The following is a 26,516-nucleotide window of genomic DNA, read 5'->3' as shown; positions in this document are numbered from 1 at the left end:
AAATGGCATGGGGCAGCGGAATTACAACGCGCGAGGCGGTTATCGGTTCTCCGCAATTATTGAACGCGGTGCACAAAATCTGAAGTGTCCTCGCCTGCCTGTCGGCCTATTGAGCCGGGAACGAATGGGGGGACCATGAACCACGCCTTGTTGATTACCACTACCTCAAGCCTTCTCTTGGCAGGCTGCACGACCTTGAAGGTTCACAAATTCGCGGACAAAACATCCGACCGTCAGGGGATCGCCTATTTCCTGCCTTTCTCGCAATTCGACACGAAGCTTAGCTGGACGGCCAGCTGTGATGCGAAAACCAACGCATTGAAGCTGATCCCAAAGGCCGAGATGACGCCGAAAACCGGTCCTGATCCTGATGGACTTTATGTCATCGACTATGCTTCGCTGGATGCCTTCACCAAAACCAGCGACATCAAGGTGGACTTCTACGACAACGGGGCGATCAAGGCGATCAACGCATCTGCTGAAGACAGGACCGGCGAAATTCTAAGCACCACGCTCATAGCAGTCGGCAAAGTTGCCGGTGCCACAATCGCCAAAAGTAGCGAGGGCAATGATCCGGACAAGCAAAAGGACAAACAGCCAGTCCCTGTTTGCACACCATCGCTGATTTCAGCGATCAAGGCCGTGCAGGAAGCAAAGTCGGGCAAGAGAGATGATGCGGGAAGGCTGGTCATTGAAGGGGTCGATCAGAAGATCCAGAACGTCAAGACAGCCACCGAGCAGCTTACGGCCTACAGCGCGATAATCCTGCGCGCCGGTGGATCGATTACCGACGCGCAGAAAGCGGAACACTTCAGACGGATTTTGGCTGTGTCCGCCGCGCAGGTCGAACTCGATATTGCGACCAGAACGCTGAGCGAGGCGCAAAAGAAGATCACCTTTACAAAGTCGCTCCTGTTCCCCGCGCGCAGCAGCGTGACCCAAAGCCCGGCACCCGAAATGATCGATATCGGAGCTCTGGCGAAATGGGTCTTCGACGATCCGGCGGTCTTCTGCCGGCCGGATGAAGAGGAGTGCAAAGGGTCAGGCAAGCCGACCTTTCGCGATGCGCTAACGCAGCTTGCTAAAGAAAATTCGCTCCGGCTCAAGCTTCAGGCAAATTCGGATTTTGCCGGCAGATTCAATACCAGTGCGGAAGCATCTGCCGAAGCAGGCATTCGTTATCGCATCGCCGTGCCGGCCACGCTGACCGTATGCGGGCAGGAGGAATGCGGCAAGGAGCCTATCAAGGCATTTCCGGTGCAGATGATGAACCAGGGAACAACGCTTTATCTTCCTTTCAAGAGCAAGGCGTTCACCAACGCTACGCTGTCGGCCACATTTGCGCAGAACGGTGTGATGACGAGCGCAGGCTACGCCCAGAAGCGCGCCCAGGGTGAGGCCGTTGCTGGCGCGGCGAGCACCTTGGCAGGGGAGATGGGGAGCATCATCGACACGTTGCGCGGCAACGAGAAAAGCGAACTGGATTTGCTCAAGGAGGAAACCGAGCTGGCCAAGGCGGAAAAGGAACTGGCCGATGCTCGCGCTGCCCTGATCGAGAAGGCACTTGATCCCAATGACGAGGCCATTGCCCAGTTGGAGGCCGAAACGGCGCTGCGCGAAGCAGAGGTCGCCAACATCAATGCGGCTATTGCCAGGATCGAAGCAAACCGGAGGCTCACCGAAGCCCAATCGTCCGAATGAGCGGCCTGTTCGGTTGGCGCAAAAGCGCGCAAGCGTGATCGGCCAAGCTTGGCGTACACCGATTAAATTACTGAAAGTCATGAATTCTTGGTGATTTCCGGAGACCCTATAGAAAAACTGAAGTCGCCAATCGTGTATCGAAGGGGCAAGGTCACTCCGTGTTCAGCAGTCTCCAGCCGGGTCCCTTCGAGGGTCGCAACCTGGCCCTACCAGAGTCGGAGACGGACCGGGGCGCATTGGCATTGATGGCTGTCCCCATGCCTAAGGCCGCGCCCCGGTTCACCTGACAACACTTTACGCCTGAGCCTGGCCTTGGGGTGTCGTTACCAGCCCCATTGCCGGTGCCTTTCCGAGCCATTGCGCCTGCACTCCCCAGACGCGTGCGATAACATCGCAAGCGAGCGCCGCTTCCGGCGTGCCATCGGCGACCAGCCGTCCCTGCTCCAGCACCAGCACGCGATCGGCGTGGTTCATCGCCAGCGCCAGATCGTGCAGCACCAGCACCACGCCCTGCCCGGCCTTCGCGCAGGCCTTGAGATGCGTGATGAGCGCGATCTGGTGCGCAAGATCGAGCGCGGCCACCGGCTCGTCGGCGAGAATCCAGCGGGGCTCCCCGGCCAGCACGCGGGCGAGCAGCACCCGTGCCCGCTCCCCGCCAGACAGGCGGCTGGCAGGGCGATGGCGCAATTCTTCGAGCGTCAGTGCCGCGATGGCCGCCTCGATGGCCTGGGTTCCACGGTCGCGCCACGGCAGGCGGCCGAGTGCGACGAGGTTCTCTACCGCGATATCCCACGCGATTTCGGGCATCTGCGGAAGATAGCCGATCGCCTGCGCCCGCTTGCGCGGCGACACGGAGGCCAGATCGCTGCCGCCCTGCACCACCCGTCCGGCGCTGGGGGCCAACAGCCCGGCAAGACCCAGCAGCAGGCTCGACTTGCCCGCGCCATTGGGGCCGACGATGGCCGTGATCGTGCCGGGTTCGAGCGTGGCAGACAGGCCCTCCACCACGCATGCGCCGCCGCGAACCAGCATCAGGTCTTCCGCCGACAGACTCACAGTCGTCCCCGCCGCATCCGCACCAGCAACCACAGAAAGAACGGCGCGCCGATCAGCGACAGCGCGATGCCGAGCCTGAGTTCGGTGACCAGCGGCAGCACGCGCACCGCGCTGTCAGCCGCCAACACCAGGCAAGCTCCCGCCAGTGCGCTGGGACCGATCAGGCTGGAGGGCAGACGGTCGGTCAGCGGGCGCACCAGATGCGGCACGACAAGCCCGACAAAGCCGATAATCCCCGCCACCGCGACGCCCGCGCCGACCGTCAAACCCACGCCGATCACCAGTACCAGCAGCAGCCGTGCAGGATCGAGCCCCATCGAGCGCGCTGCCTCCTCGCCCAGTGTCAGCGCATCGAGACTGCGGGCGGCGAGCGCCAGTACCGCAATTCCGGCTGCGACCAGCGGGGCGGCGAGCAGCACCTCGCGCCATGAACGGTCGGTCAGCGCGCCGTTGAGCCACAGCACGATCTCCGACAGGGCAAACGGATCGGGTGCCAGGGTAATGGCGAGCGCGGTCAAGGCCCCGGCAAGGCTGGCAATCATCAGCCCGGCGAGCGTGAAAAGCGCGATCCCGCTGCCCGCCCCGCCTTGCGCGTCGGAGGCTGTGCGTCCGGCAATCAGCGCCAGTGCTGCCATGCCCGCCCCCGCACCTGCCAGCGCCATCAGCGGCAGGGCCCATTTCGTCCCGAGCCAAAAGCTCGCCACCGCACCCAGAGCTGCCATCGGAGCGATGCCGAACAGGCCGGGGTCGGCCAGCGGATTCCTGAGATAACCCTGCATCGCCGCCCCCGCCGCGCCCAGCCCGGCGCCAACGACTACTGCCAGAACCGCACGCGGCAGGCGCAGTTCGGCAAGGATCAGCGCGGCATTGGCCGGCCCCTCGCCGGCAAAGGGATCGATCCACACCCGTCCGGCCAGCAGCGAGAGTGGCAACAGCACCGCCAGCAGCATCGCAAAGACGAGGCTGGCGCGGTTCACTTGCCCAACTCCGCGCGGATCCGGTCCAGACGCATCGCCAGACCCACGATCGTCCGCCCGCCGCAGAACAAGAGGCGCGGATCGAAAGTCTCGACGCGGGTGTGCGTCAATCTGCCGAGCAGCGGGTGGCGCTGCCCGGCGCTGTCTCCGGCCACCAGCAGCAGTTCGGGCGGATCAGCGAGCACGGTTTCAAGCGGCGCGAAATCGGCCTGCGATAGGCCCATGGCCTCGCCGTGATTGGTAAAGCCGCGCGCGCGCAGCATTTGCGCCACCAGCGTCGCCTCGCCCGGAACGATCTCGCCCGGTTGCCACAGCAGGGTGGAGACCGGAAGCGCTTCCGCCGGCGGCTGCGCGGCCTGCTCCATGTCGCGCACCAGCCTTTCGCCCTCGCTTTCGCGCCCCGCGAGCGCGGCGACCTCGCGCACCTGGGCTGCGCTCTCGGCGATGCTTGTCGGGCTGCCGAAGGTCGCCACCCTCAGCCCTGCCCGTTCAAGCGCGGCCCGTGTCGGCTGTGGCAGGAAGACCGAAGCGAGCACCAGGTCAGGGGCAAGCGCGATCACCTCTTCCGCCGCGCCGCCGGTCACCTCGTAATGCGCGGCGACCTCCGGCGGGATCGAGCTCGAGCCGGGATCGCGGCTGTAATGCGACAGGGCCATCACCTGCTGAGGCGCGACCTCTACGAGGATCGCATCGAGACAGGGATTGAGGCTGACGATGGTCGGCCCGCCGGTATCCGCGCCCCCGGACGCAGGAGCCGGAGCGCAGGCGGCAGCCAGCAGCGCCAGCAGCGCAGCAAGCCCGCCGGGTGCGTGTCCGGTGCCAGTCTTGTCCCGATCCCTCGCCATGTCCGCTGCCCGCGATAGGGCCGCCCCGCGCCCTGTGCAAGCGCACCCGGTGACACCTTGGCGCGGGCCTGTCCGGTTTCGGGACGCGCTGTCGGCCGGCGCTCGCGGGCGGAGCGCGAAGCGTCTAGGGCGAGGATGAGCTCATGCCTCTTGCCCGCGCGCCCTTCGCGTCCATCGCCTCGCTCGCCGCCGCGATCCCGGTCAGCAATGTCTGGCGCAAGCGGCTTGCAGTCCTGGCAGCAGCAATCGCCGTGCCTGCGCTGGCCGCCCCCGGAAACATTGTCGCCCTGCCCGGCCCCGCGCTCGAGAGCACCGCGGCAACCGACACACGGCAGGCTGCAGCCACGGCCCTGCCATTCGAGCGGCCGGGAATGAGCTTTCCGGGCTCCGCCTTCTATTATCTCGCAGATCCGCCCGGCAGCGCGCTGGTGGCGCTGCCCAAGGCCGACCCGCTCTCGCCCGGCGCAGAGGACGGGCGCGAGCTGGGCGCACTGATCGATGTCGGCGCCCCGGCGAGACCGTTCTTCTCGGCCGGCACCGGCATCACCCACATGCGCGCGCAGGAATGTCTCGCGCAGGCCGTCTGGTACGAGGCCGCGAGCGAGAGCGAGGCCGGCCAGCGCGCGGTGGCGCAGGTGGTGCTGAACCGCGTGGCGCACCCCTCGTGGCCGGCGAGCGTGTGCGGCGTGGTCTATCAGGGCTCGGAACGGCGCACCGGGTGCCAGTTCACCTTCACCTGCGACGGCAGCCTTGCGCGCCGCCCCTCGGGCACCAGCTGGGCGCGCGCGCAGCGGGTGGCGGCCGAAGCACTGTCGGGCAGCGTCTATGCGCCCGTGGGCCATGCGACCCATTACCACACGCTCTGGGTCAATCCCTACTGGGCAGGCACGCTCGACCATGTCGGCACGATCGGCGCGCACCGCTTCTACCGGCTACGCGGCGGTGCGGGCGAGAAAAATGCCTTTTCGATGGCCTATGCCGGGCTGGAGAGCGGCCCTGCCGCCGCCCCTGCCCTTTCCCAAACGGCCGCTGCTGCGCGGCCCGCAATCGCCTATGATCTCGCGCCGCTGACGGACAACAAGCGTGACTCCGGAAGGCCCGCCAGTCCCGCCGACACCGCCAAGGCGCCTGCGTCGACGGGCGATCCGGCCTATGCGGCAGCCGGGCAGGTAAAGCCCGAATATGCGCGCGCGGGCCAGTGGAAAACGCCTCCCGCCAAGGCCCCTGCGCCTGCCCCCGAAGCCGCCGCGGATTGAAGCCGCTGTGCGCAAGCACGCAATCACGGTTAAGCGCGCTGAAACCCTGTTCGGCCACCAAGGCTTCAGCCCCGCGCTGCTAGGGCTCCTGCAACAGTCAGAACGCAAGCCCTGTCACCGCCGCACGCTTGCGCCCAGCAGGAACCTTTCTCTTCATGTCGATCCGCCTTGCCCCCGCCCTTGACCCCGCCCGCTACGCTGGCAGGGGAGCCGCCGGCCGCGGTCTGGTCACGCGGGTCAGGGTGTTGGCCGCCAATGACAATGGCACTGCACCAGAGGCCGCAGACGGCGGCTTCGATCCGGTGCTGGTCACCGCGCTGAGGCATTTTGCCCGCCACGGGCTCGATGCCGCGCGCGTGGCCCATGCCGAGGCCCGGCGCGCTGCCGCCGACGGCCAGGCACAAGAGGCCGCCGAATGGATCGCGATTACCGCGATGTTCGACCGCCGGCTCGCCGCGAGCGCCGCGCGCTCGCCGATCCCCGCCTGACGCTTCGTCGGATCCATCGCCAGCTTGTGTTCCTGCGCTACGGCGTTTCCCTGATGCGTTGACCTGATTGCCTTAATGCAATTGCGAACTGTTTGCAAAGATAGTTGCCGCTTACGGCCTTTTGACGGTTGCAAACCGGTTTTGAGAGGCCTACCGCGCCCAATGTAACGGGTGCCTGGCCGCTTGGGACGGGAGGCTGGCACCGGCGCCACGTTTGTTCTTGCGCGCTTCATCGCTTCGTCCCGAGAAATCAGGGAAGGAAGTCCAGAACATGGCCCGCAAGAAGATCGCCCTCGTCGGCGCCGGCAATATCGGCGGCACGCTCGCCCACCTCGCCGCCACCAAAGGCCTTGGCGACGTTGTGCTGTTTGACGTGGTCGAAGGCGTGCCGCAGGGCAAGGCGCTGGACCTCAGCCAGTGCGGCCCGGTCGAGGGCTTCGATGCCAAGATCACCGGCTCGAACGACTATGCCGACATCGCCGGCGCGGACGTGGTGATCGTCACCGCGGGCGTCGCGCGCAAGCCCGGCATGAGCCGCGATGATCTGCTCGGCATCAACCTCAAGGTCATGAAGGCGGTCGGCGAAGGCATCCGTGACAACTGCCCCGATGCCTTCGTGATCTGCATCACCAACCCATTGGATGCGATGGTCTGGGCGCTGCGCGAGTTCTCGGGCCTTCCGGCGAACAAGGTCGTCGGCATGGCCGGCGTGCTCGACTCGGCGCGCTTCGCCACCTTCCTCGCGTGGGAATTCGGCGTCAGCGTGAAGGACGTGAACGCCTTCGTGCTCGGCGGCCATGGCGATACCATGGTGCCGGTGCTCTCCTACTCGACGATCAACGGCATCCCCGTGAAGGACATGGCCAAGATCAAGGGCATCTCCGAAGACCGCCTCGGCGAAATCGTCCAGCGCACCCGTTCGGGCGGCGGCGAGATCGTCGCGCTGCTCAAGACCGGCTCGGCCTTCTACGCGCCTGCCACCAGCGCCATTTCGATGGCTGAAGCCTATCTCTACGACCAGAAGCGCATCCTGCCCTGCGCAGTCGAGGTCAACGGCCAGTACGGTGTTGACGGGCTTTATGTCGGCGTGCCGGTGGTGATCGGTGCGGGCGGTGCGGAAGAGGTGATCGAGATCAACCTCACCGACGAGGAAAAGGCCAACCTCCAGGTCAGCGTCGATGCGGTCAAGGAACTGCTCGAAGCGTGCAAGGCGCTGGATAGCAGCCTTGCGTAAGGCTTCTATCCTTCTATCGGCATTGTTCGCACTCGGCGCAGCCCCTGCTGCCGCCGAGATGCGGGCAGCGCCGGTCGGGGAGATCTTCGAAAGCTACAATGATTGCTTCGCCGCCACGAACGGCGGCACGCTTGACCCGACGGAGCTTGAGAAACTTGGCTGGTCGCGGGCGACCATCTCCTCGGACGGCAAGGCCGTCGAGGATGGACCGATCATTTACGGCCATGGCCAAAGAGCCCCGATCATACTGCTCAGCGGGACCGGGGGCGCGGGCATTTGCATCGTCAACGCGCGCATCAAGAGCTTTGCAGTCTTCGAGGAATTCACCGCCGCCTTCGGAGGCAAGCTGCACAAGCCCAACAAGGACGGCGAAATCACCTTTATGGCGGAAGGGCGGCCGGTCCAGATCGCCCCGACCGGCTCACGCGACAAACCGGCCATGCGGCTGGTGGTCATGACCCCAACGGAGAATAAATAATGTCCATCCTCGTAAACAAGGACACCAAGGTCATCACGCAAGGGATGACCGGCAACACCGGCACCTTCCACACCCAGGCCGCGCTCGATTACGGGACGCAGATGGTCGCGGGCGTGACCCCGGGCAAGGGCGGCACCACCCATATCGGCCTGCCGCAGTTCGACACCGTGCGCGAGGCCAAGGCCGCGACCGGCGCGACCGCCTCGTGCATCTACGTGCCGCCGCCGTTCGCCGCTGACGCGATCTGCGAAGCCATCGATGCCGAGATCGAGCTCATCATCTGCATCACCGAGGGCATCCCGGTGCTCGACATGGTCCGCGCCAAGCGTGCGCTCGCGGGCTCGAAGTCGCGCCTGATCGGCCCCAACTGCCCCGGCGTGCTGACGCCGAACGAGTGCAAGATCGGCATCATGCCGGCCAACATCTTCAAGAAGGGCAGCGTCGGCATCGTCTCGCGTTCGGGCACGCTCACCTATGAAGCCGTGCACCAAACCACCATGGCGGGCCTCGGCCAAACCACCGCGGTCGGCATCGGCGGCGATCCGGTCAACGGCACCAATTTCATCGACGTGCTCGACCTGTTCCTCGACGATCCGGAAACCGAGTCCATCATCATGATCGGCGAAATCGGCGGCAGCGCCGAAGAAGAAGCCGCCGCCTTCATCAAGGCCGAAGCTGCCAAGGGCCGCAAGAAGCCCATGGTCGGCTTCATCGCCGGGCGCACCGCCCCTCCGGGCCGCCGCATGGGCCACGCGGGCGCCATCGTCTCGGGCGGTCAGGGCGGCGCGGAAGACAAGATCGCGGCGATGGAAGATGCGGGCATCCGCGTCAGCCCCTCGCCCTCGCTGCTCGGCGAAACGCTGGCGGCGATGCTGAAAGAAAACGCTTGATTTGACGACTACCGGCCTCCGGCGCGCCTCGCGCCGGGAGCCATCCTTCCTCCTCCCCAGGAGACCCATGATGGGCAACGAACCGACCAACTTCATCCCCGCATTGACCGACCAGGAAGGCCCGCAGCCCGGCCCTTCGTGGGAAAAGCGCGGCTGGCTCGACACTGTGGCGGGAAGCGCCGCCGATCTGGTGGCGGCGATGGACCCGACCGAGATGCGCCTCGCTGTTGCCAAGGCCGCCAAGGATGCAGGGCGCGCGATGGATCCCAGGGCGGTCGAAAAGGCCGCCGCGCTCTCGATCGCGGCGATGACGCTGGTGCGGCTTTACCGTGTGCGCGGCCACATGGCGGCCGATCTCGACCCGCTCGGCCTGTCGAACCGCGAAGGTCCGGCCGATCTCACGCTCGAATGGCACGGGCTGGCGGGCAAGGAAGCCGAAGAGGTCTATGTCGGCGGCGTGCTCGGCATGGAATGGACCACGGTGGGCAAGCTCCACCAGCGCCTGCGCGAAGTCTATTGCGGCAAGGTCGGCCTCGAATACATGCACATCGCCGACACCGAGGAACGCCGCTTCCTGCAGGACAAGTTCGAAAGCCCGGGCGAGACGATCCAGTTCACCCCCGAAGGCAAGAAGGCGATTCTTGCCGCGGTGCTGCGCGGGGAACAGTACGAGGAATTCCTCGCCAAGAAGTACGTTGGCACCAAGCGGTTCGGCCTTGATGGTGGCGAATCGATGATCCCGGCGCTGGAAGCGGTGATCAAGCACGGCGGCAGCGCTGGCGTGCGCGAGATCATCTACGGCATGGCCCACCGCGGGCGCCTGAACGTGCTCGCCAACGTGATGGCCAAGCCTTACCGCGTGATCTTCCACGAATTCTCCGGCGGCAGTGCGAACCCCGACGAGGTCGGCGGTTCGGGCGATGTGAAATATCACCTCGGCACCTCGACCGACCGCGAGTTCGACGGGATTTCGGTGCACATGAGCCTCGTGCCCAACCCCTCGCACTTGGAGGCGGTCAATCCGGTCGTGCTCGGCAAGGCGCGCGCGCAGCAGGCGATCCGCGACGATCTTGCCAAGAAGGACCAGGTGCTGCCCGTGCTGATCCACGGCGATGCCGCCTTCGCGGGTCAGGGCGTGGTGTGGGAAAGCCTCTCGCTGTCGGGCGTGCCGGGCTATGACACTGGCGGCTGCATCCACTTCATCATCAACAACCAGATCGGCTTTACCACCTCGCCGAAGTTCGCGCGTTCCTCGCCCTACCCCTCGGACGTGGCCAAGGGCGTGATGGCGCCGATCCTGCACGTCAACGGTGATGATCCCGAAGCGGTGACCTTCGCCTGCAAGCTTGCGGTCGAATACCGCCAGACCTTCCACCGCGACGTGGTGATCGACATGTGGTGCTATCGCCGCTTCGGCCACAACGAAGGCGACGAGCCCAAGTTCACCCAGCCGCTGATGTATGACGCGATCCGCGGCCACCCCAAGGTTTCCAAGATCTACGAAGGCCGCCTGATTGCCGAAGGCGTGGTCGAACCCGGCACGCGCGATGCACTGGCGGCGGAATTCGTCCGTCTGCTCGACGACGAGTTCGAGGCCGGCAAGACCTACAAGCCCAACGAGGCCGACTGGTTCGGCGGTCGCTGGGCCGGACTCAACAAGCCGGTCGACCCGGAAACCGCGCGGCGCAACGTCGATACCGCGATCGAGCCCAAGATGCTCGACGCGCTGGGCCGCGTGCTGACCGATGTTCCCGCAGATCTCGACGTCCACAAGACCCTCGACCGCGTGCTCGCTGCCAAGCGCGAGATGTTCAGCAGCGGCGAAGGCTTCGATTGGGCCACGGCCGAAGCGCTGGCCTTCGGCTCCCTGGTCATGGAAGGCTACGGCGTGCGCCTCTCGGGACAAGACAGCGGGCGCGGCACCTTCTCGCAACGTCACGCGGTGTGGGTCGACCAGAAGACCGAGCGCAAATACGTTCCGCTCTCCACCCTGCCCCACGGCAAGTTCGAAGTGCACGATTCGACGCTGTCGGAATATGGCGTGCTCGGCTTCGAATACGGGTTTGCCATGGCCGATCCCAAGAGCCTGGTGCTGTGGGAAGGCCAGTTCGGCGATTTCGCCAACGGTGCGCAGATCATGATCGACCAGTTCATCGCGAGCGGGGAGGCCAAGTGGCTGCGCGCCAACGGCCTCGTGATGCTGCTGCCGCATGGCTATGAGGGACAGGGGCCGGAACATTCATCGGCCCGCCTCGAACGCTTCCTTCAGCTGTGCGCCAACGACAATATCCAAGTCTGCAACATCACCAGCCCGGCCAACTACTTCCACGTTCTGCGTCGCCAGATGTTGCGGCCGTTCCGCAAGCCGCTTGTGATCATGAGCCCCAAGTCGCTGCTGCGCCACCCGCTCGCCAAGAGCGACCGCGCCGATTTCCTCGGAGATTCGCAGTTCAAGCGCATCTTGTCCGACACGACCGAGATTGCCGATGACAAGGTCAGGCGGCTGGTGCTGTGTTCGGGCAAGGTCGCCTATGACCTGATCGAGGCGCGCGATGCGGCGGGACAGGATGACGTTTCGATCGTCCGCATCGAACAGCTCTTCCCCTTCCCCGGCGACCCGCTGGCGATCCGTCTCAAGCGCATGACGAACCTTCAGGAGGTGATCTGGTGCCAGGAGGAACCGCGCAACAATGGTTCGTGGTTCTTCGTCAACGAACGGATCGAGGAAGCCCTCACCGCCGCGGGGCACCAGGGTATGCGTCCGCGCTATGCGGGTCGCGATGCCGCCGCCTCGCCCGCCACGGGACTCGCCAGCCGTCACAAGGCCCAGCAAGAGGCGCTGATCGCCGACGCGCTGGGATTGAACGCCTGACGCACCTCACAGCTCATATCAGTTAAACGCAGGAACCCGTTCCAATGGCTACCGAAATCAAAGTCCCCGTTCTGGGCGAATCCGTCACCGAAGGCACCATCGCCGAATGGCTCAAGCAGCCCGGTGATGCGGTCGCCGCGGACGAGCCGATCTGCAGCCTCGAGACCGACAAGGTCGCGGTCGACGTGCCCTCGCCGGTTGCCGGGATCATGTCCGAACACCGCGCCAATGTCGGCGACAATGTCGAAGTCGGCGCGGTGATCGCGGTGATCGAGGAAGGCGCCACCGCGTCTGCTTCCACCCCGGCCCCGGCGGCGGCCAAGGCTGATTCGGCTGCCCCGGCGGCCTCTGACGAACTGCTCGCCGCCACCCAGACCATGTCGCCCGCGGTGCGCCGCGCGGTGCTGGAACACGGGGTTGACCCTTCGACCATCAAGGGCACCGGCAAGGATGGCCGGTTGACCAAGGAAGACGTGCTCGCCGCCGCCGAAGCGAAGAAGTCGGGCAGCACGCCCCCCGCACCGGCCCCTGCTCCCGCGCCCGCTCCCGCCCCGGCGGCGACCTCTAGCGGCGCGCGCAACACCGAACGCGTCAAGATGACCCGCATGCGCCAGACCATCGCCAAGCGGCTGAAGGGCGCGCAGGAACAGGCCGCACTGCTCACCACCTTCAACGATTGCGACATGAGCGCGGTTATCGAGGCGCGCGACAAGTACAAGGACCTGTTCGCCAAGAAGCACGACATCCGCCTGGGCTTCATGGGCTTCTTCGCCAAGGCCGCCTGCCTTGCTCTGAAGGACGTGCCGGCGGTCAACGCGTATATCGACGGTGACGAGATCGTGTACCACGACTATGTCGATATCTCGGTCGCCGTCAGCGCGCCGAACGGCCTTGTCGTCCCCGTCATCCGCGATGCCCACAAGAAGGGCTTTGCCCGGATCGAGCAGGACATTGCCGATTTCGGCGCGCGCGCGAAGGCGGGCACGCTGACCATGGAAGACATGACCGGCGGCACCTTCACCATCTCCAACGGCGGCGTGTTCGGCAGCCTGATGTCGACCCCCATCATCAACCCGCCGCAGAGCGCGGTGCTGGGCCTCCACCGCATCGAGGACCGCCCGGTGGTCCGCAACGGCGAGATCGTGATCCGCCCGATGATGTATCTCGCGTTGTCCTATGACCACCGCCTGATCGACGGACGCGAAGCGGTGACCGCGCTCAAGATCATCAAGGAAGCGATCGAGGATCCCACCCGGATGCTGATTGATTTGTAATGCCGGGCTGGACCCTCGAAGGATTGAAGTCCGCCCTGACGGGGGCCGGCATAGATCCGGATAAGTGGACGATCGCCTACAGCAAAGCCGATCTTGCCGAAGCTAACGAGGTCTATGGACTCTTCGACGAAGGCGGTTTCTGGACTGTGGCCTATGGCGAACGCGGGAAATGGAATGAGCTGGCACGGTTCAGGCAGCAGAGCGAGGCAATACGATATTTCTGGTGGCGCATGACGGATGCACCAGTCCCCTTCGAATGATCCGAGCAGGAACAGACAATGGCTAACTACGATTACGACGTCCTCATCATCGGTGCCGGCCCCGGCGGCTATGTCGCAGCGATCCGCGCCGCGCAGCTGGGGCTGAAGACCGCCTGCGTCGAAAGCCGCGAAACGCTCGGCGGCACCTGCCTCAATGTCGGGTGCATTCCCTCCAAGGCGCTGCTTCACGGCTCGGAACTGTTCGAGGAAGCCGCGGGCGGCCACTTCGCCACCTGGGGCATCACCGCCAAGCCGACACTCGATTTGGCCAAGATGATGGCCGAGAAGTCCAAGGCCGTGGGCGAGCTCACCGGCGGGATCGAGTTTCTGTTCAAGAAGAACAAGGTCACCTGGCTCAAGGGTCACGCCGCCTTCGAGGACGCGCACACCGTCAATGTCGGCGGCGAGAAGGTGACAGCCAAGGACATCGTGATCGCCACCGGATCAAGCGTCACCCCGCTTCCCGGGGTTACCGTCGACAACGCGGCCAAGCGCATCGTCGATTCCACAGGCGCGCTCGACCTCGATGAAGTACCCGAACACCTCGTGGTGATCGGCGGCGGCGTGATCGGGCTGGAACTGGGTTCGGTGTGGCGGCGTCTGGGCGCGAAGGTCACCGTGGTCGAATTCCTCGACCAGCTGCTGCCCGGCATGGACGGCGAAGTGCGCAAGGAAGCGCAGAAGATCTTCAAGAAGCAGGGCATGGACATGATGCTCGGCCACAAGGTCACCGGCGCTGAAGTGAAGGGCAAGACCGTTACCCTCACGGTCGAACCGGCCGCAGGCGGCGAGGCCAAAACCGTCACCGCCAGCCATGTGCTCGTCGCCATCGGGCGGCGTCCGAACACCGAAGGCCTCGCGCTCGACAAGGCGGGCCTCAGCACCAACAATCGCGGCCAGATCGAGATCGGCCATGATTTCCGCACGAGTGTCGACGGCATCTGGGCGATCGGCGACGTCGTGCCCGGCCCGATGCTCGCCCACAAGGCCGAGGATGAAGGCATCGCGGTCGCCGAGAATATCGCTGGGCAGACCGGCATCGTGAACCACGATGTCATCCCCAGCGTCGTCTACACCGCGCCCGAAATCGCGGGCGTGGGCCTGACCGAAGAACAGGCCAAGGAAAAGGGCATCGCCGTCAAGGTCGGCAAGTTCCCGATGATGGCCAACTCCCGTGCCAAGGCGAACCGCGACACCGACGGTTTCGTGAAAGTCATCGCCGATGCCGCCAACGACCGCGTTATCGGCGTGTGGATGATCAACAGCCTCGCCGGCACCATGATCGCGCAGGCGGCGCAGGCGATGGAATTCGGCGCCACGAGCGAGGACATCGCCTATACCTGCCACGCCCACCCCACCCATGCCGAAGCCTTCAAGGAAGCGGCGATGGCGGTGCAGGGCAAGCCGATCCATATGTGAATTGCGCACCCTTCCGGCTTTGCCTAGACCGCAGAGCCGAGGGGAGAATTTGCACATGGCCTATCCGCAACTCACCGACGCGCCCGGCGCGCTGGCGACCGCCGCTGCAATCCGGGCAGGCAGCCTCAGCGTTGCCGAGGCGATCGATGCCGCGATCGTGCGGATCGAGCATCTCGATGCCAGCATCGATGCGCTCGCCGTGCCCAATTTCGAGGCCGCCTATGCCGAGGCCCGCGCGCTCGACGCTGCCGGTCCGCAGCCGGATCAGCCGCTTTTCGGCGTGCCGATGACGATCAAGGAAAGCTTCGACGTCGCAGGACTTCCCACCACCTTCGGCCACCCGCGCTTCAAGGACACCATCGCCCCGCGCGATGCCGAACTGGTGCGGCGCCTGAAGGCCGCAGGGGCGGTGATCATCGGCAAGACCAACGTACCGGTCGATCTCACCGACTGGCAGAGCATGAACGCGGTCTATGGCCGCACCTCGAACCCCCATGATCCCGAACGCTCGCCCGGCGGTTCCTCGGGCGGGAGCGCGGCCGCGGTGGCGAGCGGGATGGTGCCTTGCGACTATGGCACCGACATCGGCGGATCGGTGCGCGTGCCGGCGCATTTCTGCGGGGTATGGGGCCACAAGACCACCTGGGGCCTGGTGTCGAAGCGGGGTCACGATCACCCCGCCATGTCGCGGCGCGATGGCTTCATCGCCGCGCATGACGGGGCGCTGAGCATCGCCGGGCCGCTGGCCCGCAATGCCGCCGATCTGGCGGTCCTGACCGAAATCGGCGCCGAAGTGCCGCTCACCCGCAGCGCAAAGCCGCTGAAGGACTGCCGCCTGCTGGCGATCACCGACCTGCCGGGCGCGCCGGTCGATGCGAGCGTCATGGCCCCGACCGAGGGTGCGATCGAAACCCTCGCCCGCGCCGGAGTAATGATCGACCGGGCAAGCGATCTTCTGCCCGATCAGGCGCAGCAATATCGCCAATATCTCAAGATGATGAACATCGCCATGGCGCGCGGCGCTCCCGCGCCCGACGGCAAGCGCGCGAGCGCGACCGACTGGTTCGATCTGCTTGACGCGCAGGCTGCCTGCTCCGCCCAGTGGGCTGCGCTGTTCGAGACCTATGACTTCGTCCTCGCACCGCCCGCGCCGGTGCTGGCTGTGCCGCATCGCGACGAATCGGTATTCAGGGGCAAGCTCACCATCAATGACGCCGAGCAGCCCGGCGCCAACGCGCTCGCCTGGGCAGGGCTGGCGACCTTCCCGAACCTGCCCGCGGCCGTCCTGCCTATCGGTAGCGGCACCTACCTCGGTTCCGAACTGCCCTGCGGAATGCAGGTGATCGGCCCGCGCTGGAGCGACCTTGATTGCATTGCAGCGGCAGAAGCGATCGGGCAGATCCTGCACGGCTGACGTGACGCCCACCGTCCTCACTCCAATTCTCGACCTGCTCGATCTTGCAGGCATTGCGCTGTTTGCCCTTTCGGGCGCGGTGCTGGCGGCGCGCCTGCGGCAAACCTTTGTCACCATGGCCTTCTTCGCGCTGGTGACAGGCGTGGGCGGCGGGACGGTGCGCGACTTGCTTATCCGTGCGCCGGTGTTCTGGATCGATGATCCATGGGTCGCCGCGGTGTGTCTGGCGACCGCTCTCATCGCATGGTTCACGCCGGTTGCGTGGTGGGAGGGCAAGGGGTTTGCCTATGCCGATGGCGCGGGCCTTGCAGCCTATGCCGTACTCGGCAGCGCCAAGGCGCTGGCCTACGGGGTGCCGCCCGTGCCTGCTGCGCTGATGGGGGTCATCACCGGCTGCGTGGGCGGGATCATCCGCGATGTGGTGGCGGGCCGTCCGTCGATCATCATGAGCCCTGAACTCTATGTTACTCCCGCCGCGCTTACCGCTGCGCTGACGGTGGCGGGGATGCTGGCCGCGCCGCTTGCCGGAGTGCCCAAGGAATGGGCCTGGGCAGCAGGCTTCGCCTGCGGCTTTGCCCTGCGCGCCGCGGCAATCCGCTGGGAATGGGGCCTGCCGAGCTATGGCGGCAGGCCCGGGGAAACAGACTAGCCGCCGATATCGCCATCAATGGTTTCGGGGATGACCTCTCCCGGAATCGGCCCGCCGGGATAGGCCGGCATGGGCCGATCGGCGAGACCAGCCTGCGCGGGCGCGCGAGCAGCGAAGCTTTCAGGCGCGGCGGCCTGCGGTTGGGCCATGCCACCCATCGCAATGCGGGCATCGGCGTAGCGCGTATCGCTCCACTGCCCCTCGGCGCGGTCGGTATAGGTCGTCGCCGGAGCCGCGCCCCAATCGCCGCCACCGCCGAAGTTGATGTCGTCGATCCTTCCGTCATTGCCGATCCGGCACTGGAACGGCGAACCGTTGAACAGCGCGCCGCTCACCAGCCAGCCACGCCCGGTACGCTCGACATTGTCGACGGTGTCAACGCGCACATCACGCTCGATCCGGGTGAGGCACTGGTCAACCGCGTTATCAAGCCCCGAAGCGCCCGTGCTGCGGCGCTCGGTGCGACGATCATCGAAGCGGCGGTTATCGTCACGCCAGTCGTTATCGCGCACAACGACCACGTCATTGGTGCGCACGCGGCGATTGTTGGAGCTGGCAATGGCGGCAATCCCGCCGATAATCGCCGCGCCGATCAGCACGTCACCGGCATCGATGCGGTTGCGTCGCCAGCCGCGCCCCCAGCCCCGGCCCCAGCGCCCGCCCCAACGGTTGCAGCGCCAGCCACGGCAGCGCCAGTCGGCAGTGTCGGCGGCGGGATCGAAGCGACTATGATCGAACGCCCCGGCAAGGCTGATCGCGCCCGGCGGAGCAGCAGGCAGATCAGCGGCGCGCGCGGGCGCGGAAAGGGCGGTGGTTACGGCAAGCGCGCCGGCCAGGGCCAGCGAATGTTTGACAAGAGCCATGGTGCTCCCTCCGGATTGTAACGAGCGCCCACCAAACGCCCCGATGCATCAAAGCCTAGGCGGTCCAGGCTTTCGAGTGCCTGAACCGCCCTTAGACTTGCGATGCTGAAGACCTATCGCAGGCCGCGGATGCCGTCAAAGTCGATCCTCGGCGCGCCGCGTCCGTCCAGACGGCAGGTGAACCGCCCGCGGTCAAAGTTGCGGCCTCGGAAGCGCGGCGAGCCTTCGACAACCATCCTGCCCTGCACGCGGAAGCCGAAGCGGGTTCGATCGACATCGCGGATTTCGGTCACGTCGGCAAACCGCCAGCCGCCAAAGCGCCGGGCCTGGTTCTCTGCAGCCCGCACACAGCGCTCCACTGCGCCGCGCGCACCGCCACCGCGAAAACCGTCTCCGCGCCAGCCGCGCCGATCCCGCCGGTCCCAGCGGTCGCGGTCGCCGTCAAAGGCACCGGCCAGCGCGGCAATGCCGCCAATCACCACCGCGCCGGCAATGATCTCGCCTGCGCCGATGCCGCCCCGGTCGCGATCGCGGTGGTCATCAGCCAGCGCCGGCGTGGCCGAAGCAAAGGCCAGCGCGCCGGCCGCGAGCGTGCCGAGCGCGGCACGCGAAAACTTGGGGGAGATGGTGCTCGTCATGGGTCTCTCGTCCTCGCTTGGCACCGATGCGGGATTGCGCCGGTGTTGATGCCAAGCTGGACGATTCGCGCTGAGACGAAGCTGAATCGTAGCGACAGGAACTGTTAATCTAAAGTCGGATTTGAATGAACATTCTTGTCAGCGCTCCAGCGCCGCCAGCACATCGCGGGTGAAGGCGGCAATGTCGAACCGGCTGCCGACCGGATCCTCGCCCCGCCGTACGATCACCACCTGGCGCGACGGCACGATCACGACATACTGCCCGCGATTACCGAAGGCGGCGAAGGTATCGGGCGGCACACCTTTGGACTTGTTCATCAGCCAGAAGCCCGCGCCATAACCGAACGGGCCATCGGGCTGCGGGCCGGAAGGGGTGGAAACGTATTTCACCCAGCCTTCGGGCAGGATGCGTTCGCCCGAGGGAAGAACGCCGTCGTTGAGATAGAGCTGGCCGAAACGGGCAAGATCCTCGGCGGTGGCCCAAACCTGGCTCGAGAGCACGTAATTCCCCTGCCAATCGGTTTCCGCCACCGTCTGGTTCATCTCCAGCTTGGCAAAGAATGCGGCAGGCGGGTGCGCTGCGAATGTGGGCTTGATCGCGGCGATCGCTGCCAGCGTATCGTTGTTGGCATAGCGGAAAACCGTGCCCGGCGGATGGACCAGTGGCCAGTTCTGCGCCCCCTCGTCCACCGTCTCGCCGCCCCAGTACAGCGGATCGGTGCGGTTGCCCGGCGTGTCGCTGTAGCGACCTGTCGCCATGCGCAGCGCTTGGTCGATTATGATGGCGCGGCGCGGGTCGCTCGCATCGATGCCCAATCCGGCGGACGCGTTCACGTCGATCTCGCCGCGCTGAACCGCCGCCCCCACCAGCGTTGCAGCGATGCTCTTGGCGACCGACCAGGTGCGCTGGGGCTCGCCCGAAAGTCCCTCGGCAAAGCCAGTGAACCGCGTGAAGCTGCCCGCTTTGACAATCACGGCTGTGGTGCGCGCGCCTTCGCCGTAGCGATCGGTGAAAGCGGCATTTCCGGTATCATCCAGCGGACCGGGTACCGCCGAGTGCATCTCGTTGAAGACCTTCTCCCATCGATCGATTGGCCAGCGATCCATTGCCGGAACGGGCGCACCGATCGGGAGCACCTTACACCCCTCACCCGCATCATGCCGAGCATAGCGCGGGGGCATGTCGGAGGCCCACTCGACCGCGACATGGTTTACACGGCGATCGGCGGCGCGGACGATCTCGAACGGCAAGTCGCGGATGATCGGATCGAGCGTGGGATAGATGCCGACGAGTTCCCACTCTTGCACGCTTTGCGGGGTCCGGGTTCGGACACCGGCATTGCGTTCGGCGTTGGCGATCGCGCTGCACAGCGTCAGCGCCTTGTATCCTGCCGCCAGCGCGCGGTTGTAGCGGGCGTCGAGCGCCTCCTGCTGAGACTGTGCAACGGCGGGAGCGGCGGCGAGAAGCAGCGGCACGGCTGGGAGAAAAATGCGGATCATGGCGCGCACCCTACCCCGCCCCGCCCAAAAGAAAAGGGCCGCGCGGATCGCTCCGGCGGCCCCTGTTCTATCGCTGTCAAGGCGCGATCTTACGCGTCTTCGTATTCGTCCTCGGACTGCACCGGGCCCGAATCCTGACCCTTCGCGGCTTCATCGCGGTCGACCAGTTCGATCACCGCCATCTGCACCGCGTCCGAAGCGCGGATGCCGGCGCGCAGCACGCGGGTGTAGCCGCCGTCGCGATCCGAATAGCGCTCGGCCAGCACGTCGAACAGCTTCTTGAGCTGGGTCTCGTCACCCAGACGGCTCATGGCGAGGCGACGGTTGGACAAGCCACCACGCTTTGCGAGCGTGATCAGCTTCTCGACATAGGGACGCAGTTCCTTGGCCTTGGGCAGAGTGGTGGTGATCTGCTCGTGCTTGATCAGCGCGGCGGCCATGTTGCGCAGCAGCGCGTTGCGGTGGCCGGTCTTGCGACCCAGCTTGCGGCCCGAAATACCATGACGCATTGTATTCTTCCTTCGTTCGTTATGGGCCCGTGTCAGGTAGCCCGTAGCCGGTTCGGATCAGGGCTCCGAACCTTCGCCCTTCTCTTCGGCCAAGCCGACACGGGAATAAATCCCGTGTCGTCGAACGGGCTGACGCCCGCCGGCCGGCTTTGCTTCAGTCCGCCCCGAGCTTACGCTCGGGAGCGGCGACGCATCAGCCCAAAAGTTCCTGTTCGAGCTTCTTGGCCATTTCCTCGATGTTCTCGGGCGGCCAGCCGGGGATGTCCATCCCGAGGCGCAGACCCATGCTCGAGAGCACTTCCTTGATTTCATTGAGCGACTTGCGGCCGAAGTTCGGCGTGCGCAGCATCTCGGCTTCGGTCTTCTGGACCAGATCGCCGATATAGATGATGTTGTCGTTCTTGAGGCAGTTGGCCGAACGCACCGACAGTTCCAGCTCGTCCACCTTCTTGAGAAGGTAACGGTTGAGCTGGTTGGCGTCGCTTTCTTCCGGCTGCACGGCATGGCCGATCATCGCGCTCTGCGGCTGCGGGATGCCGTCCTCGAAGTGGACGAACAGCGTCAGCTGATCCTGAAGGATGCGGGCAGCATAGGCGACCGCGTCTTCCGGCGTGACGGTGCCATCGGTCTCGACGGTCAGCGAGAGCTTGTCGTAGTCAAGCTCCTGCCCGACGCGGGCGTTCTCGACCTTGTAGCTCACCTGACGCACCGGCGAGTAGAGCGAATCGACCGGGATCAGGCCGATCGGCGCGTCCACCGGACGGTTCGAAACGGCCGGGGCATAGCCCTTGCCCGTATCGGCGGTAAGTTCCATGTTGAGCGTGGCGCCCTCATCGAGCTGGCAGATCACGAGGTCCTTGTTCATCACCTCGATATCGCCGGTCACGGCAATGTCACCCGCCTTCACCGCGCCCGGACCTGTGGCCGAAAGCTGCAACCGCTTGGGGCCTTCGCCTTCCATCTTGAGCGCGATCTGCTTCACGTTGAGAACGATGTCGGTCACGTCCTCGCGCACACCGGCGAGCGAGGAGAATTCGTGGAGCACGTTCTCGATCTTGATCGAGGTGATTGCCGCGCCCTGAAGGCTGGAAAGCAGCACCCGGCGCAGCGCGTTGCCGAGGGTCAGGCCAAAGCCGCGCTCGAGCGGTTCGGCAACAAAAGTCGCCTTGCGCTGGCGATCGCCGCCATCCTTGATTTCGAGGGTGTTGGGTTTCTTGAGTTCCTGCCAGTTCTTCGTGTTGACGGACATGGATTTCCCCTAATTCGCCTGTGGAAGGCGGTTCACATTCTGGACGGGCCGGAAGCTATGCGACGCGGCGCGGCTTCTGGCCCCTTCGGGCGGCGACGGCACGGATTGCCGCCGCCATCCCGGCGGATCAGACGCGGCGACGCTTGGACGGCCGGACCCCGTTGTGCGGGATCGGCGTCACATCGCGGATCGAAGTGATGTTGAAGCCCACGGCGGCAAGACCGCGCAGTGCGCTCTCGCGGCCCGAACCAGGACCCTTCACTTCGACTTCGAGCGTGCGCACACCGTGTTCGGCGGCCTTCTTTCCGGCATCGTCGGCGGCGACCTGCGCGGCATAGGGAGTCGACTTGCGGCTGCCCTTGAAGCCCATCATGCCCGCGCTGGACCAGCTGATTGCATTGCCCTGCGCATCGGTGATGGTGATCATGGTGTTGTTGAAGCTGGCGTTGATATGCGCAACGCCGCTGGTGATGTTCTTCTTGTCACGGCGCCGGATACGGCCTGGTTCGCGTGCCATTTTTGAAAGTCCTCTAGCTCGTCAGAAGGAAAAAGCTTGGGCGTGAGCCCGGCTTACTTCTTCTTGCCCGCGATGGGCTTGGCCTTGCCCTTGCGGGTGCGGGCGTTGGTGTGGGTGCGCTGGCCGCGAACGGGCAGACCATTGCGGTGACGCAGGCCACGATAGGCACGCAGATCCATCAGGCGCTTGATGTTCATCGCGGTGTTGCGACGCAGGTCGCCTTCCACAGTGAAATCGGCATCGATGGTTTCGCGGATACGCAGCACTTCCTCGTCGGTGAGGTCCTGCACGCGCGCCGTGTGCGGAATGCCGAGCTTGTCAGCGATCTGGACAGCCGTGGTGCGGCCAATCCCGTGAATATAGGTGAGCGCGATGATCACGCGCTTGTTGGTGGGGATATTGACCCCGGCAATACGAGCCACTTATTTCTCCATGCTCCACAGGGGCTTGACAGTCGGCATGACCTTGTCCCCTATCTCAACGCTCTTTCATCGACCGGCCCGCTTGCCGCACGGCCTGCGATGCGCAGGTTCGCAAACGGCAAAAAGTCCGGTCGGCACGCGCGAAGGCTGTGCCTGCCGAACTTGGTTCGAGCATGTCGAATGAGCCGCGCGCATAGGCCGATTCGGCAGCGCGGTCAACCGCTAGACGCGAGATAAGTGCGCTCCCCCATTTATGCCGGAAGAGCGATCCCCTTGTTGCAAGGCGGTCTAACCTAGGCATGGACAAGGCGGGGCGTCAAAGGAACGCTAGGCGATTATCCCCGAAGTGTCAGGCAAGAGCAACAATCAGGAACCCGCACCGTCTTCGGCAAGATCGCCAAACACATCATCTATCGAGGGTCGGGGAGCTTCTTCAGCTTCGGACGGCTCGCTTTCGGCAGGATCTTCCAAGGTGGCATCGGCCGCTTCGCCCTCGGCGCTCTCTGCCGGGGCTTCCGAAGGTTCCTCCACCGGCGCGGTCGCTACCGGTCCCAGAAGCTCCGCCAGCCCGGTGAGCTGCACACCCATGACACCGTCGACCGCGCGGGCGATCACCGGAATCTCGTACCGCATCGCGCCGCCGACATTGTACTCCCAGACGATCCGGGTACCCTCGTCGACCTTGCTGATCGCGATGGTGAGAATGCCCGTGACCGGCTCGCTCTGCAGCGGCCCGAGGGCACCCTGCATCCTGAGCGCGACTTCGGGATAGGCCTGGATCACACGCATGTGCTCGACACTGCCTTCGAGCGTGAACCGGTCGGGCTCGTTGACCTCGGGGATCTTCTCGCAGAAGCACCCGCCGGCCTGCGGCGTGAGCGTGAGGTTGGCCGAATCGCCAGACCAGGTATGCTCCGCCGCCCACCAGCCCGAGGGCGAAATCAGCGCAAGCCACACATCGCGCGGGTTCGCCTCGACGATCGCCTCGTGCCGCGAGACGAAGCCGTTGGGCCCGGAGGAGACAACTTCGGCCGATGCCGGCACCGGCACGAAAAGCGCCGCAGCGGCCAGGACAACCGGCAGACGGAATTTGAGCATCGCGGCAATCTCCCTCCAGACGCGCGGCTCTAGGGCAAAGCGCGGCGCGGTGAAAGCTCTGCTCCGCGATCAGCTGCGCAAAATGGCGTCGATCTGACCGGCGACCGTTTCGATCGCCGCCATGCCGTCTATCCGCGAGACAATCCCGCGCGCTTCATAGCCCGGGAGGATGGGCGCGGTCTTGGCGCGGTATTCCTGCATCCGCGTGCGCACGGTTTCCTCGTTGTCATCCGGACGGCGCTTGAATTCGGTGCTGCCGCAGGCATCGCACACGCCTTCGGTTTCGGGCGGATTGGCGGTATCGTGATAAAGCGCGCCGCACTTGGCGCAGGAAAAACGACCGGTGATGCGTTCGACCAGCGCATCCTCGTCAACCTCGAGCTCGATCACATGGTCGAGCGCGCGGCCGTTCTTCGCCAGAATCGCATCCAGCGCATCGGCCTGTGCGGCGGTGCGGGGATAGCCATCGAAGATCGCCCCGGTCTCGGGCGCCATCGCGGCCAATTCGGCATCGATCAGGTCGGAGACGATCTCGTCCGAAACGAGTTCGCCGCGCTCCATGACTTCCTTGGCCTTGAGCCCGACCGGCGTACCTGCCTTGACCGCGGCGCGCAGCATGTCGCCGGTCGAAAGCTGGCGCATGCCGTGGCGTTCGACCAGGCCCGCACTCTGCGTCCCCTTGCCGGCTCCGGGAGGGCCAAGAAGAATGATGTTCACGAACCGTCCCCCATTATCGCTGCCGGTCGGTGCCGACGCTTGCTTTCACTCTTGCGGGTTCAACCATCGCTGGCTTTGCGTCAAGTATACTTGCGTCTGATCTCAGCGCATCCGGCCCTTGAGCTTCGCCTTCTTGATGAGGTCGCCATACTGGTGGGCCAGCAAATGCGACTGGACCTGACTGATGGTGTCCACCGTCACGTTGACGACGATGAGCAGGGACGTGCCGCCAAGGAACAGCGGGATGCCGGTCTGGGCGATCATCCATTCGGGAATGACGCAGACCAGAGTCAAGTAGATCGCCCCGATCACGGTGATGCGGGTGAGGACATATTCGAGATAATCGGCGGTGCGCTTGCCCGGCCGGATGCCCGGAATGAAACCGCCGTTCTTCTTAAGGTTGTCGGCCGTCTCCTCGGGATTGAAGACAACCGCGGTGTAGAAGAAGCAGAAGAAGATGATCCCGATCGCATACAGCGCCATGTAGAGCGGCTGCCCGTGGGCGAGATACTGGTTGAGCGAGACGATGACGTTACCGAACGTGCTTTCGGTATCGACCGACTGACCGGCGAATTGCGAGATCGTCAGCGGCAGCAAGAGTAGCGAGCTGGCGAAGATCGGTGGGATCACACCAGCAGTGTTGATCTTGAGCGGCAGGTGCGAACGGTCCGCCTGCATCATCCCGTTCTGGGTGGCACGCTTGGGATACTGGATCAACAAGCGGCGCTGGGCGCGCTCCATGAAGGAAATGCCGAGGATCAGGATCACCACCATGGCGATGAAGCCGATGATGATAGCAGGCGCGATCGACCCGGTGCGTCCGCCTTCGAACAGGTTGGAGGCGAAGGTCGGGAACTGTGCGACGATGCCCGCCATGATGATCAGCGACACGCCGTTGCCGATACCGCGACTGGTGATCTGCTCGCCCAGCCACAGCAGGAACATGGTGCCGCCGACAAGATTGATGACCGCCACGATGCGGAACATGTAGCCGGGGTTGACCACCGCCTGCAGCCCGCTCTGCGCGCCAAAGCTTTCAAGGCCAACGGCAAGGAAATAGCCCTGGATCGCGCACAGGAACACGGTTCCGTAGCGGGTATACTGGTTGAGTTTCTGGCGGCCCGTGGCGCCTTCCTTCTTCAACGCGGCAAGCGTGGGGTGCAGCGCCGAGGCCATCTGCACCACGATCGAGGCGGTGATATAGGGCATCACGCCGAGCGCGATCAGGCTCATGCGTTCTAGGCTGCCGCCCGAAAAGGTATTGAACAGGTCGAGAATGCCGCCACGGGTCTGGTCATACAACTCGCTGAGGATCAGCGGGTTGACGCCCGGCAGCGGTACGAAGCTGAGAAAGCGGAAGACGATCAGCGCCCCGATGGTGAACCAGATGCGCTGGCGAAGCTCGGTGGCCTTGGCGAAATTGCCGAGGTTGAGGTTGCTCGCGATATTGTCGGCGCGTGATGCCATGTCGTCTTGTCGATCCTAGCTCTTGGTCCACTGGCGGGGCCCGTGCGGCCGATCACCCCGAACCATCTCCTGCGCCACCGGAAAAGCCGTGTCCCGACGCGCGCGAGCCTAAATAGGGAGCGCGGGGGCGCTTGTCGAACCCCCGCGCACCGTCTTTCGTCGATTACTGCGCGCGCGCGGCCTTGTTGGCTTCGCGGCGGGCCAGCTTCTTTTCGTGTTCCGGAGTCGGTGCCGGGGCCACTTCGACCTTGCCGCCGGCCTTTTCGACCGCAGCAATCGCGCCCTTGGTGGCGCCGGTCACGGCGAAGGTCGCCTTGGCGGTGATCTCACCCTTGCCGAGCAGACGCACGCCGTCCTTGCCGCCGCGCACCAGGCCTGCTGCACGCAGGGCTTCCTCGGTGATGGTAGCCTTGGCATCGAGCTTGCCCGCGTCGATGAACTTCTGGATGAGGCCCACGTTCACTTCGGCATAGTCCTTGCCGAACGGGTTGTTGAAGCCGCGCTTCGGCAGGCGCATGTGGAGCGGCATCTGGCCGCCCTCGAAGCCCTTGATGGCAACGCCCGAACGGCTCTTCTGGCCCTTCTGGCCGCGCGCCGAGGTCTTGCCCTTGCCCGAACCGATACCGCGGCCGACGCGGACGCGACCCTTGCGGGCACCGGGATTGTCACGGATGTCGTTGAGTTTCATGATATTGCACTCGCTTTCGCTTTTGTCGCGCTGAG

26 protein-coding genes are annotated in these 26,516 nt (G+C 65.1%); 12 read left to right on the top strand and 14 right to left on the bottom strand.

The genetic code is table 11. The features are described 5' to 3' along the window. Positions 1-135: 135 nt before the first annotated feature. Positions 136-1,701 carry a hypothetical protein gene (locus I603_RS02225; protein ID WP_068862172.1) on the top strand — a complete coding sequence of 522 codons (1,566 nt, stop codon included), beginning with the start codon at positions 136-138 and terminating at the stop codon, positions 1,699-1,701. Positions 1,702-1,995: 294 nt separating this feature from the next. On the opposite strand, the gene I603_RS02220 is transcribed toward I603_RS02225, so the two are convergent. From I603_RS02220 to I603_RS02210, 3 genes are read right to left on the bottom strand one after another with little or no spacing between them, the layout of a single operon-like run. After that, on the bottom strand, positions 1,996-2,757 hold the full coding sequence (locus I603_RS02220; protein ID WP_068862171.1) for an ABC transporter ATP-binding protein: 762 nt from the start codon (positions 2,755-2,757) through the stop codon (positions 1,996-1,998). Then, positions 2,754-3,734 (bottom strand): FecCD family ABC transporter permease, encoded by a 981-nt coding sequence (locus I603_RS02215; protein WP_068862170.1) that lies wholly within the window; start codon positions 3,732-3,734, stop codon positions 2,754-2,756. The genes I603_RS02220 and I603_RS02215 overlap by 4 nt, the downstream gene beginning before the upstream one ends. Further along, positions 3,731-4,579 (bottom strand): ABC transporter substrate-binding protein, encoded by an 849-nt coding sequence (locus tag I603_RS02210; protein WP_068862169.1) that lies wholly within the window; start codon positions 4,577-4,579, stop codon positions 3,731-3,733. The genes I603_RS02215 and I603_RS02210 overlap by 4 nt, the downstream gene beginning before the upstream one ends. Positions 4,580-4,722: 143 nt before the next feature. On the opposite strand from I603_RS02210, the gene I603_RS02205 reads away from it, so the two are divergent. The 11 genes from I603_RS02205 to I603_RS02155 all read left to right on the top strand — a co-directional run bounded on the left by I603_RS02205 (position 4,723) and on the right by I603_RS02155 (position 16,813). After that, positions 4,723-5,835, top strand: coding sequence for a cell wall hydrolase (locus tag I603_RS02205; RefSeq protein ID WP_084439775.1), 1,113 nt, complete (start codon positions 4,723-4,725; stop codon positions 5,833-5,835). Between the two features lie 155 nt (positions 5,836-5,990). After that, on the top strand, positions 5,991-6,323 hold the full coding sequence (locus I603_RS02200; RefSeq protein WP_068862168.1) for a hypothetical protein: 333 nt from the start codon (positions 5,991-5,993) through the stop codon (positions 6,321-6,323). 271 nt (positions 6,324-6,594) lie between these two features. Further along, positions 6,595-7,557 carry a malate dehydrogenase gene (mdh, locus tag I603_RS02195; RefSeq protein ID WP_068862167.1) on the top strand — a complete coding sequence of 321 codons (963 nt, stop codon included), beginning with the start codon at positions 6,595-6,597 and terminating at the stop codon, positions 7,555-7,557. 22 nt (positions 7,558-7,579) lie between these two features. Beyond that, positions 7,580-8,035 carry a hypothetical protein gene (locus tag I603_RS02190; protein WP_068862166.1) on the top strand — a complete coding sequence of 152 codons (456 nt, stop codon included), beginning with the start codon at positions 7,580-7,582 and terminating at the stop codon, positions 8,033-8,035. Beyond that, complete coding sequence (gene sucD, locus I603_RS02185) at positions 8,035-8,925, top strand: succinate--CoA ligase subunit alpha (RefSeq protein WP_068862165.1); 891 nt, start codon at positions 8,035-8,037, stop codon at positions 8,923-8,925. Before I603_RS02190 ends, sucD begins: the two co-directional genes overlap by 1 nt. Before the next feature lie 70 nt (positions 8,926-8,995). After that, entirely contained in the window at positions 8,996-11,797 is a 2,802-nt protein-coding gene (locus I603_RS02180) for a 2-oxoglutarate dehydrogenase E1 component (protein ID WP_068862501.1), read from the top strand. 44 nt (positions 11,798-11,841) lie between these two features. Beyond that, on the top strand, positions 11,842-13,071 hold the full coding sequence (gene odhB / locus I603_RS02175; protein WP_068862164.1) for a 2-oxoglutarate dehydrogenase complex dihydrolipoyllysine-residue succinyltransferase: 1,230 nt from the start codon (positions 11,842-11,844) through the stop codon (positions 13,069-13,071). Continuing rightward, positions 13,071-13,331: a hypothetical protein gene (locus I603_RS02170; RefSeq protein ID WP_068862163.1), complete on the top strand. Its 261-nt coding sequence runs from the start codon at positions 13,071-13,073 to the stop codon at positions 13,329-13,331. Before odhB ends, I603_RS02170 begins: the two co-directional genes overlap by 1 nt. A gap of 18 nt (positions 13,332-13,349) precedes the next feature. After that, positions 13,350-14,750, top strand: a complete 1,401-nt coding sequence (gene lpdA / locus I603_RS02165; protein ID WP_068862162.1) for a dihydrolipoyl dehydrogenase — start codon at positions 13,350-13,352, stop codon at positions 14,748-14,750. Between the two features lie 55 nt (positions 14,751-14,805). Beyond that, positions 14,806-16,164 (top strand): amidase family protein, encoded by a 1,359-nt coding sequence (locus tag I603_RS02160; protein ID WP_068862161.1) that lies wholly within the window; start codon positions 14,806-14,808, stop codon positions 16,162-16,164. A gap of 1 nt (position 16,165) precedes the next feature. Then, positions 16,166-16,813 carry a trimeric intracellular cation channel family protein gene (locus I603_RS02155; RefSeq protein WP_068862160.1) on the top strand — a complete coding sequence of 216 codons (648 nt, stop codon included), beginning with the start codon at positions 16,166-16,168 and terminating at the stop codon, positions 16,811-16,813. On the opposite strand, the gene I603_RS02150 is transcribed toward I603_RS02155, so the two are convergent. The 11 genes from I603_RS02150 to rplO form a co-directional block, all read right to left on the bottom strand. After that, entirely contained in the window at positions 16,810-17,676 is an 867-nt protein-coding gene (locus tag I603_RS02150; protein WP_068862159.1) for a hypothetical protein, read from the bottom strand. The two genes, I603_RS02155 and I603_RS02150, sit on opposite strands and share 4 nt — an antisense overlap. A 113-nt stretch (positions 17,677-17,789) precedes the next feature. Next, positions 17,790-18,314 (bottom strand): hypothetical protein, encoded by a 525-nt coding sequence (locus I603_RS02145; protein WP_068862158.1) that lies wholly within the window; start codon positions 18,312-18,314, stop codon positions 17,790-17,792. Between the two features lie 138 nt (positions 18,315-18,452). Further along, on the bottom strand, positions 18,453-19,814 hold the full coding sequence (locus tag I603_RS02140; RefSeq protein WP_068862157.1) for a serine hydrolase domain-containing protein: 1,362 nt from the start codon (positions 19,812-19,814) through the stop codon (positions 18,453-18,455). 89 nt (positions 19,815-19,903) lie between these two features. Continuing rightward, the gene (gene rplQ, locus I603_RS02135; protein ID WP_068862156.1) at positions 19,904-20,323 is read right to left on the bottom strand and encodes a 50S ribosomal protein L17; all 420 of its coding nucleotides are present in this window, start codon (positions 20,321-20,323) and stop codon (positions 19,904-19,906) included. Between the two features lie 193 nt (positions 20,324-20,516). Continuing rightward, positions 20,517-21,572, bottom strand: coding sequence for a DNA-directed RNA polymerase subunit alpha (locus I603_RS02130; RefSeq protein ID WP_068862155.1), 1,056 nt, complete (start codon positions 21,570-21,572; stop codon positions 20,517-20,519). Between the two features lie 127 nt (positions 21,573-21,699). Beyond that, positions 21,700-22,089, bottom strand: coding sequence for a 30S ribosomal protein S11 (rpsK, locus tag I603_RS02125; RefSeq protein WP_017666383.1), 390 nt, complete (start codon positions 22,087-22,089; stop codon positions 21,700-21,702). A 53-nt stretch (positions 22,090-22,142) separates the two neighbouring features. After that, positions 22,143-22,511 carry a 30S ribosomal protein S13 gene (gene rpsM, locus I603_RS02120; RefSeq protein ID WP_068862154.1) on the bottom strand — a complete coding sequence of 123 codons (369 nt, stop codon included), beginning with the start codon at positions 22,509-22,511 and terminating at the stop codon, positions 22,143-22,145. 366 nt (positions 22,512-22,877) lie between these two features. Next, on the bottom strand, positions 22,878-23,609 hold the full coding sequence (locus I603_RS02115) for a hypothetical protein (RefSeq protein WP_068862153.1): 732 nt from the start codon (positions 23,607-23,609) through the stop codon (positions 22,878-22,880). A gap of 69 nt (positions 23,610-23,678) precedes the next feature. Beyond that, on the bottom strand, positions 23,679-24,326 hold the full coding sequence (locus I603_RS02110; protein ID WP_068862152.1) for an adenylate kinase: 648 nt from the start codon (positions 24,324-24,326) through the stop codon (positions 23,679-23,681). 102 nt (positions 24,327-24,428) lie between these two features. Continuing rightward, the gene (gene secY / locus I603_RS02105) at positions 24,429-25,793 is read right to left on the bottom strand and encodes a preprotein translocase subunit SecY (RefSeq protein WP_068862151.1); all 1,365 of its coding nucleotides are present in this window, start codon (positions 25,791-25,793) and stop codon (positions 24,429-24,431) included. 163 nt (positions 25,794-25,956) lie between these two features. After that, complete coding sequence (gene rplO, locus I603_RS02100; RefSeq protein WP_068862150.1) at positions 25,957-26,481, bottom strand: 50S ribosomal protein L15; 525 nt, start codon at positions 26,479-26,481, stop codon at positions 25,957-25,959. Positions 26,482-26,516 lie beyond the last annotated feature (35 nt).

This window comes from Erythrobacter dokdonensis DSW-74, assembly GCF_001677335.1.
Classification (GTDB): Bacteria; Pseudomonadota; Alphaproteobacteria; order Sphingomonadales; family Sphingomonadaceae; genus Erythrobacter; species Erythrobacter dokdonensis.
The sequence above is the reverse complement of the archived record's forward strand: the minus strand, read 5'-3'. Positions and strand labels throughout refer to the sequence as shown.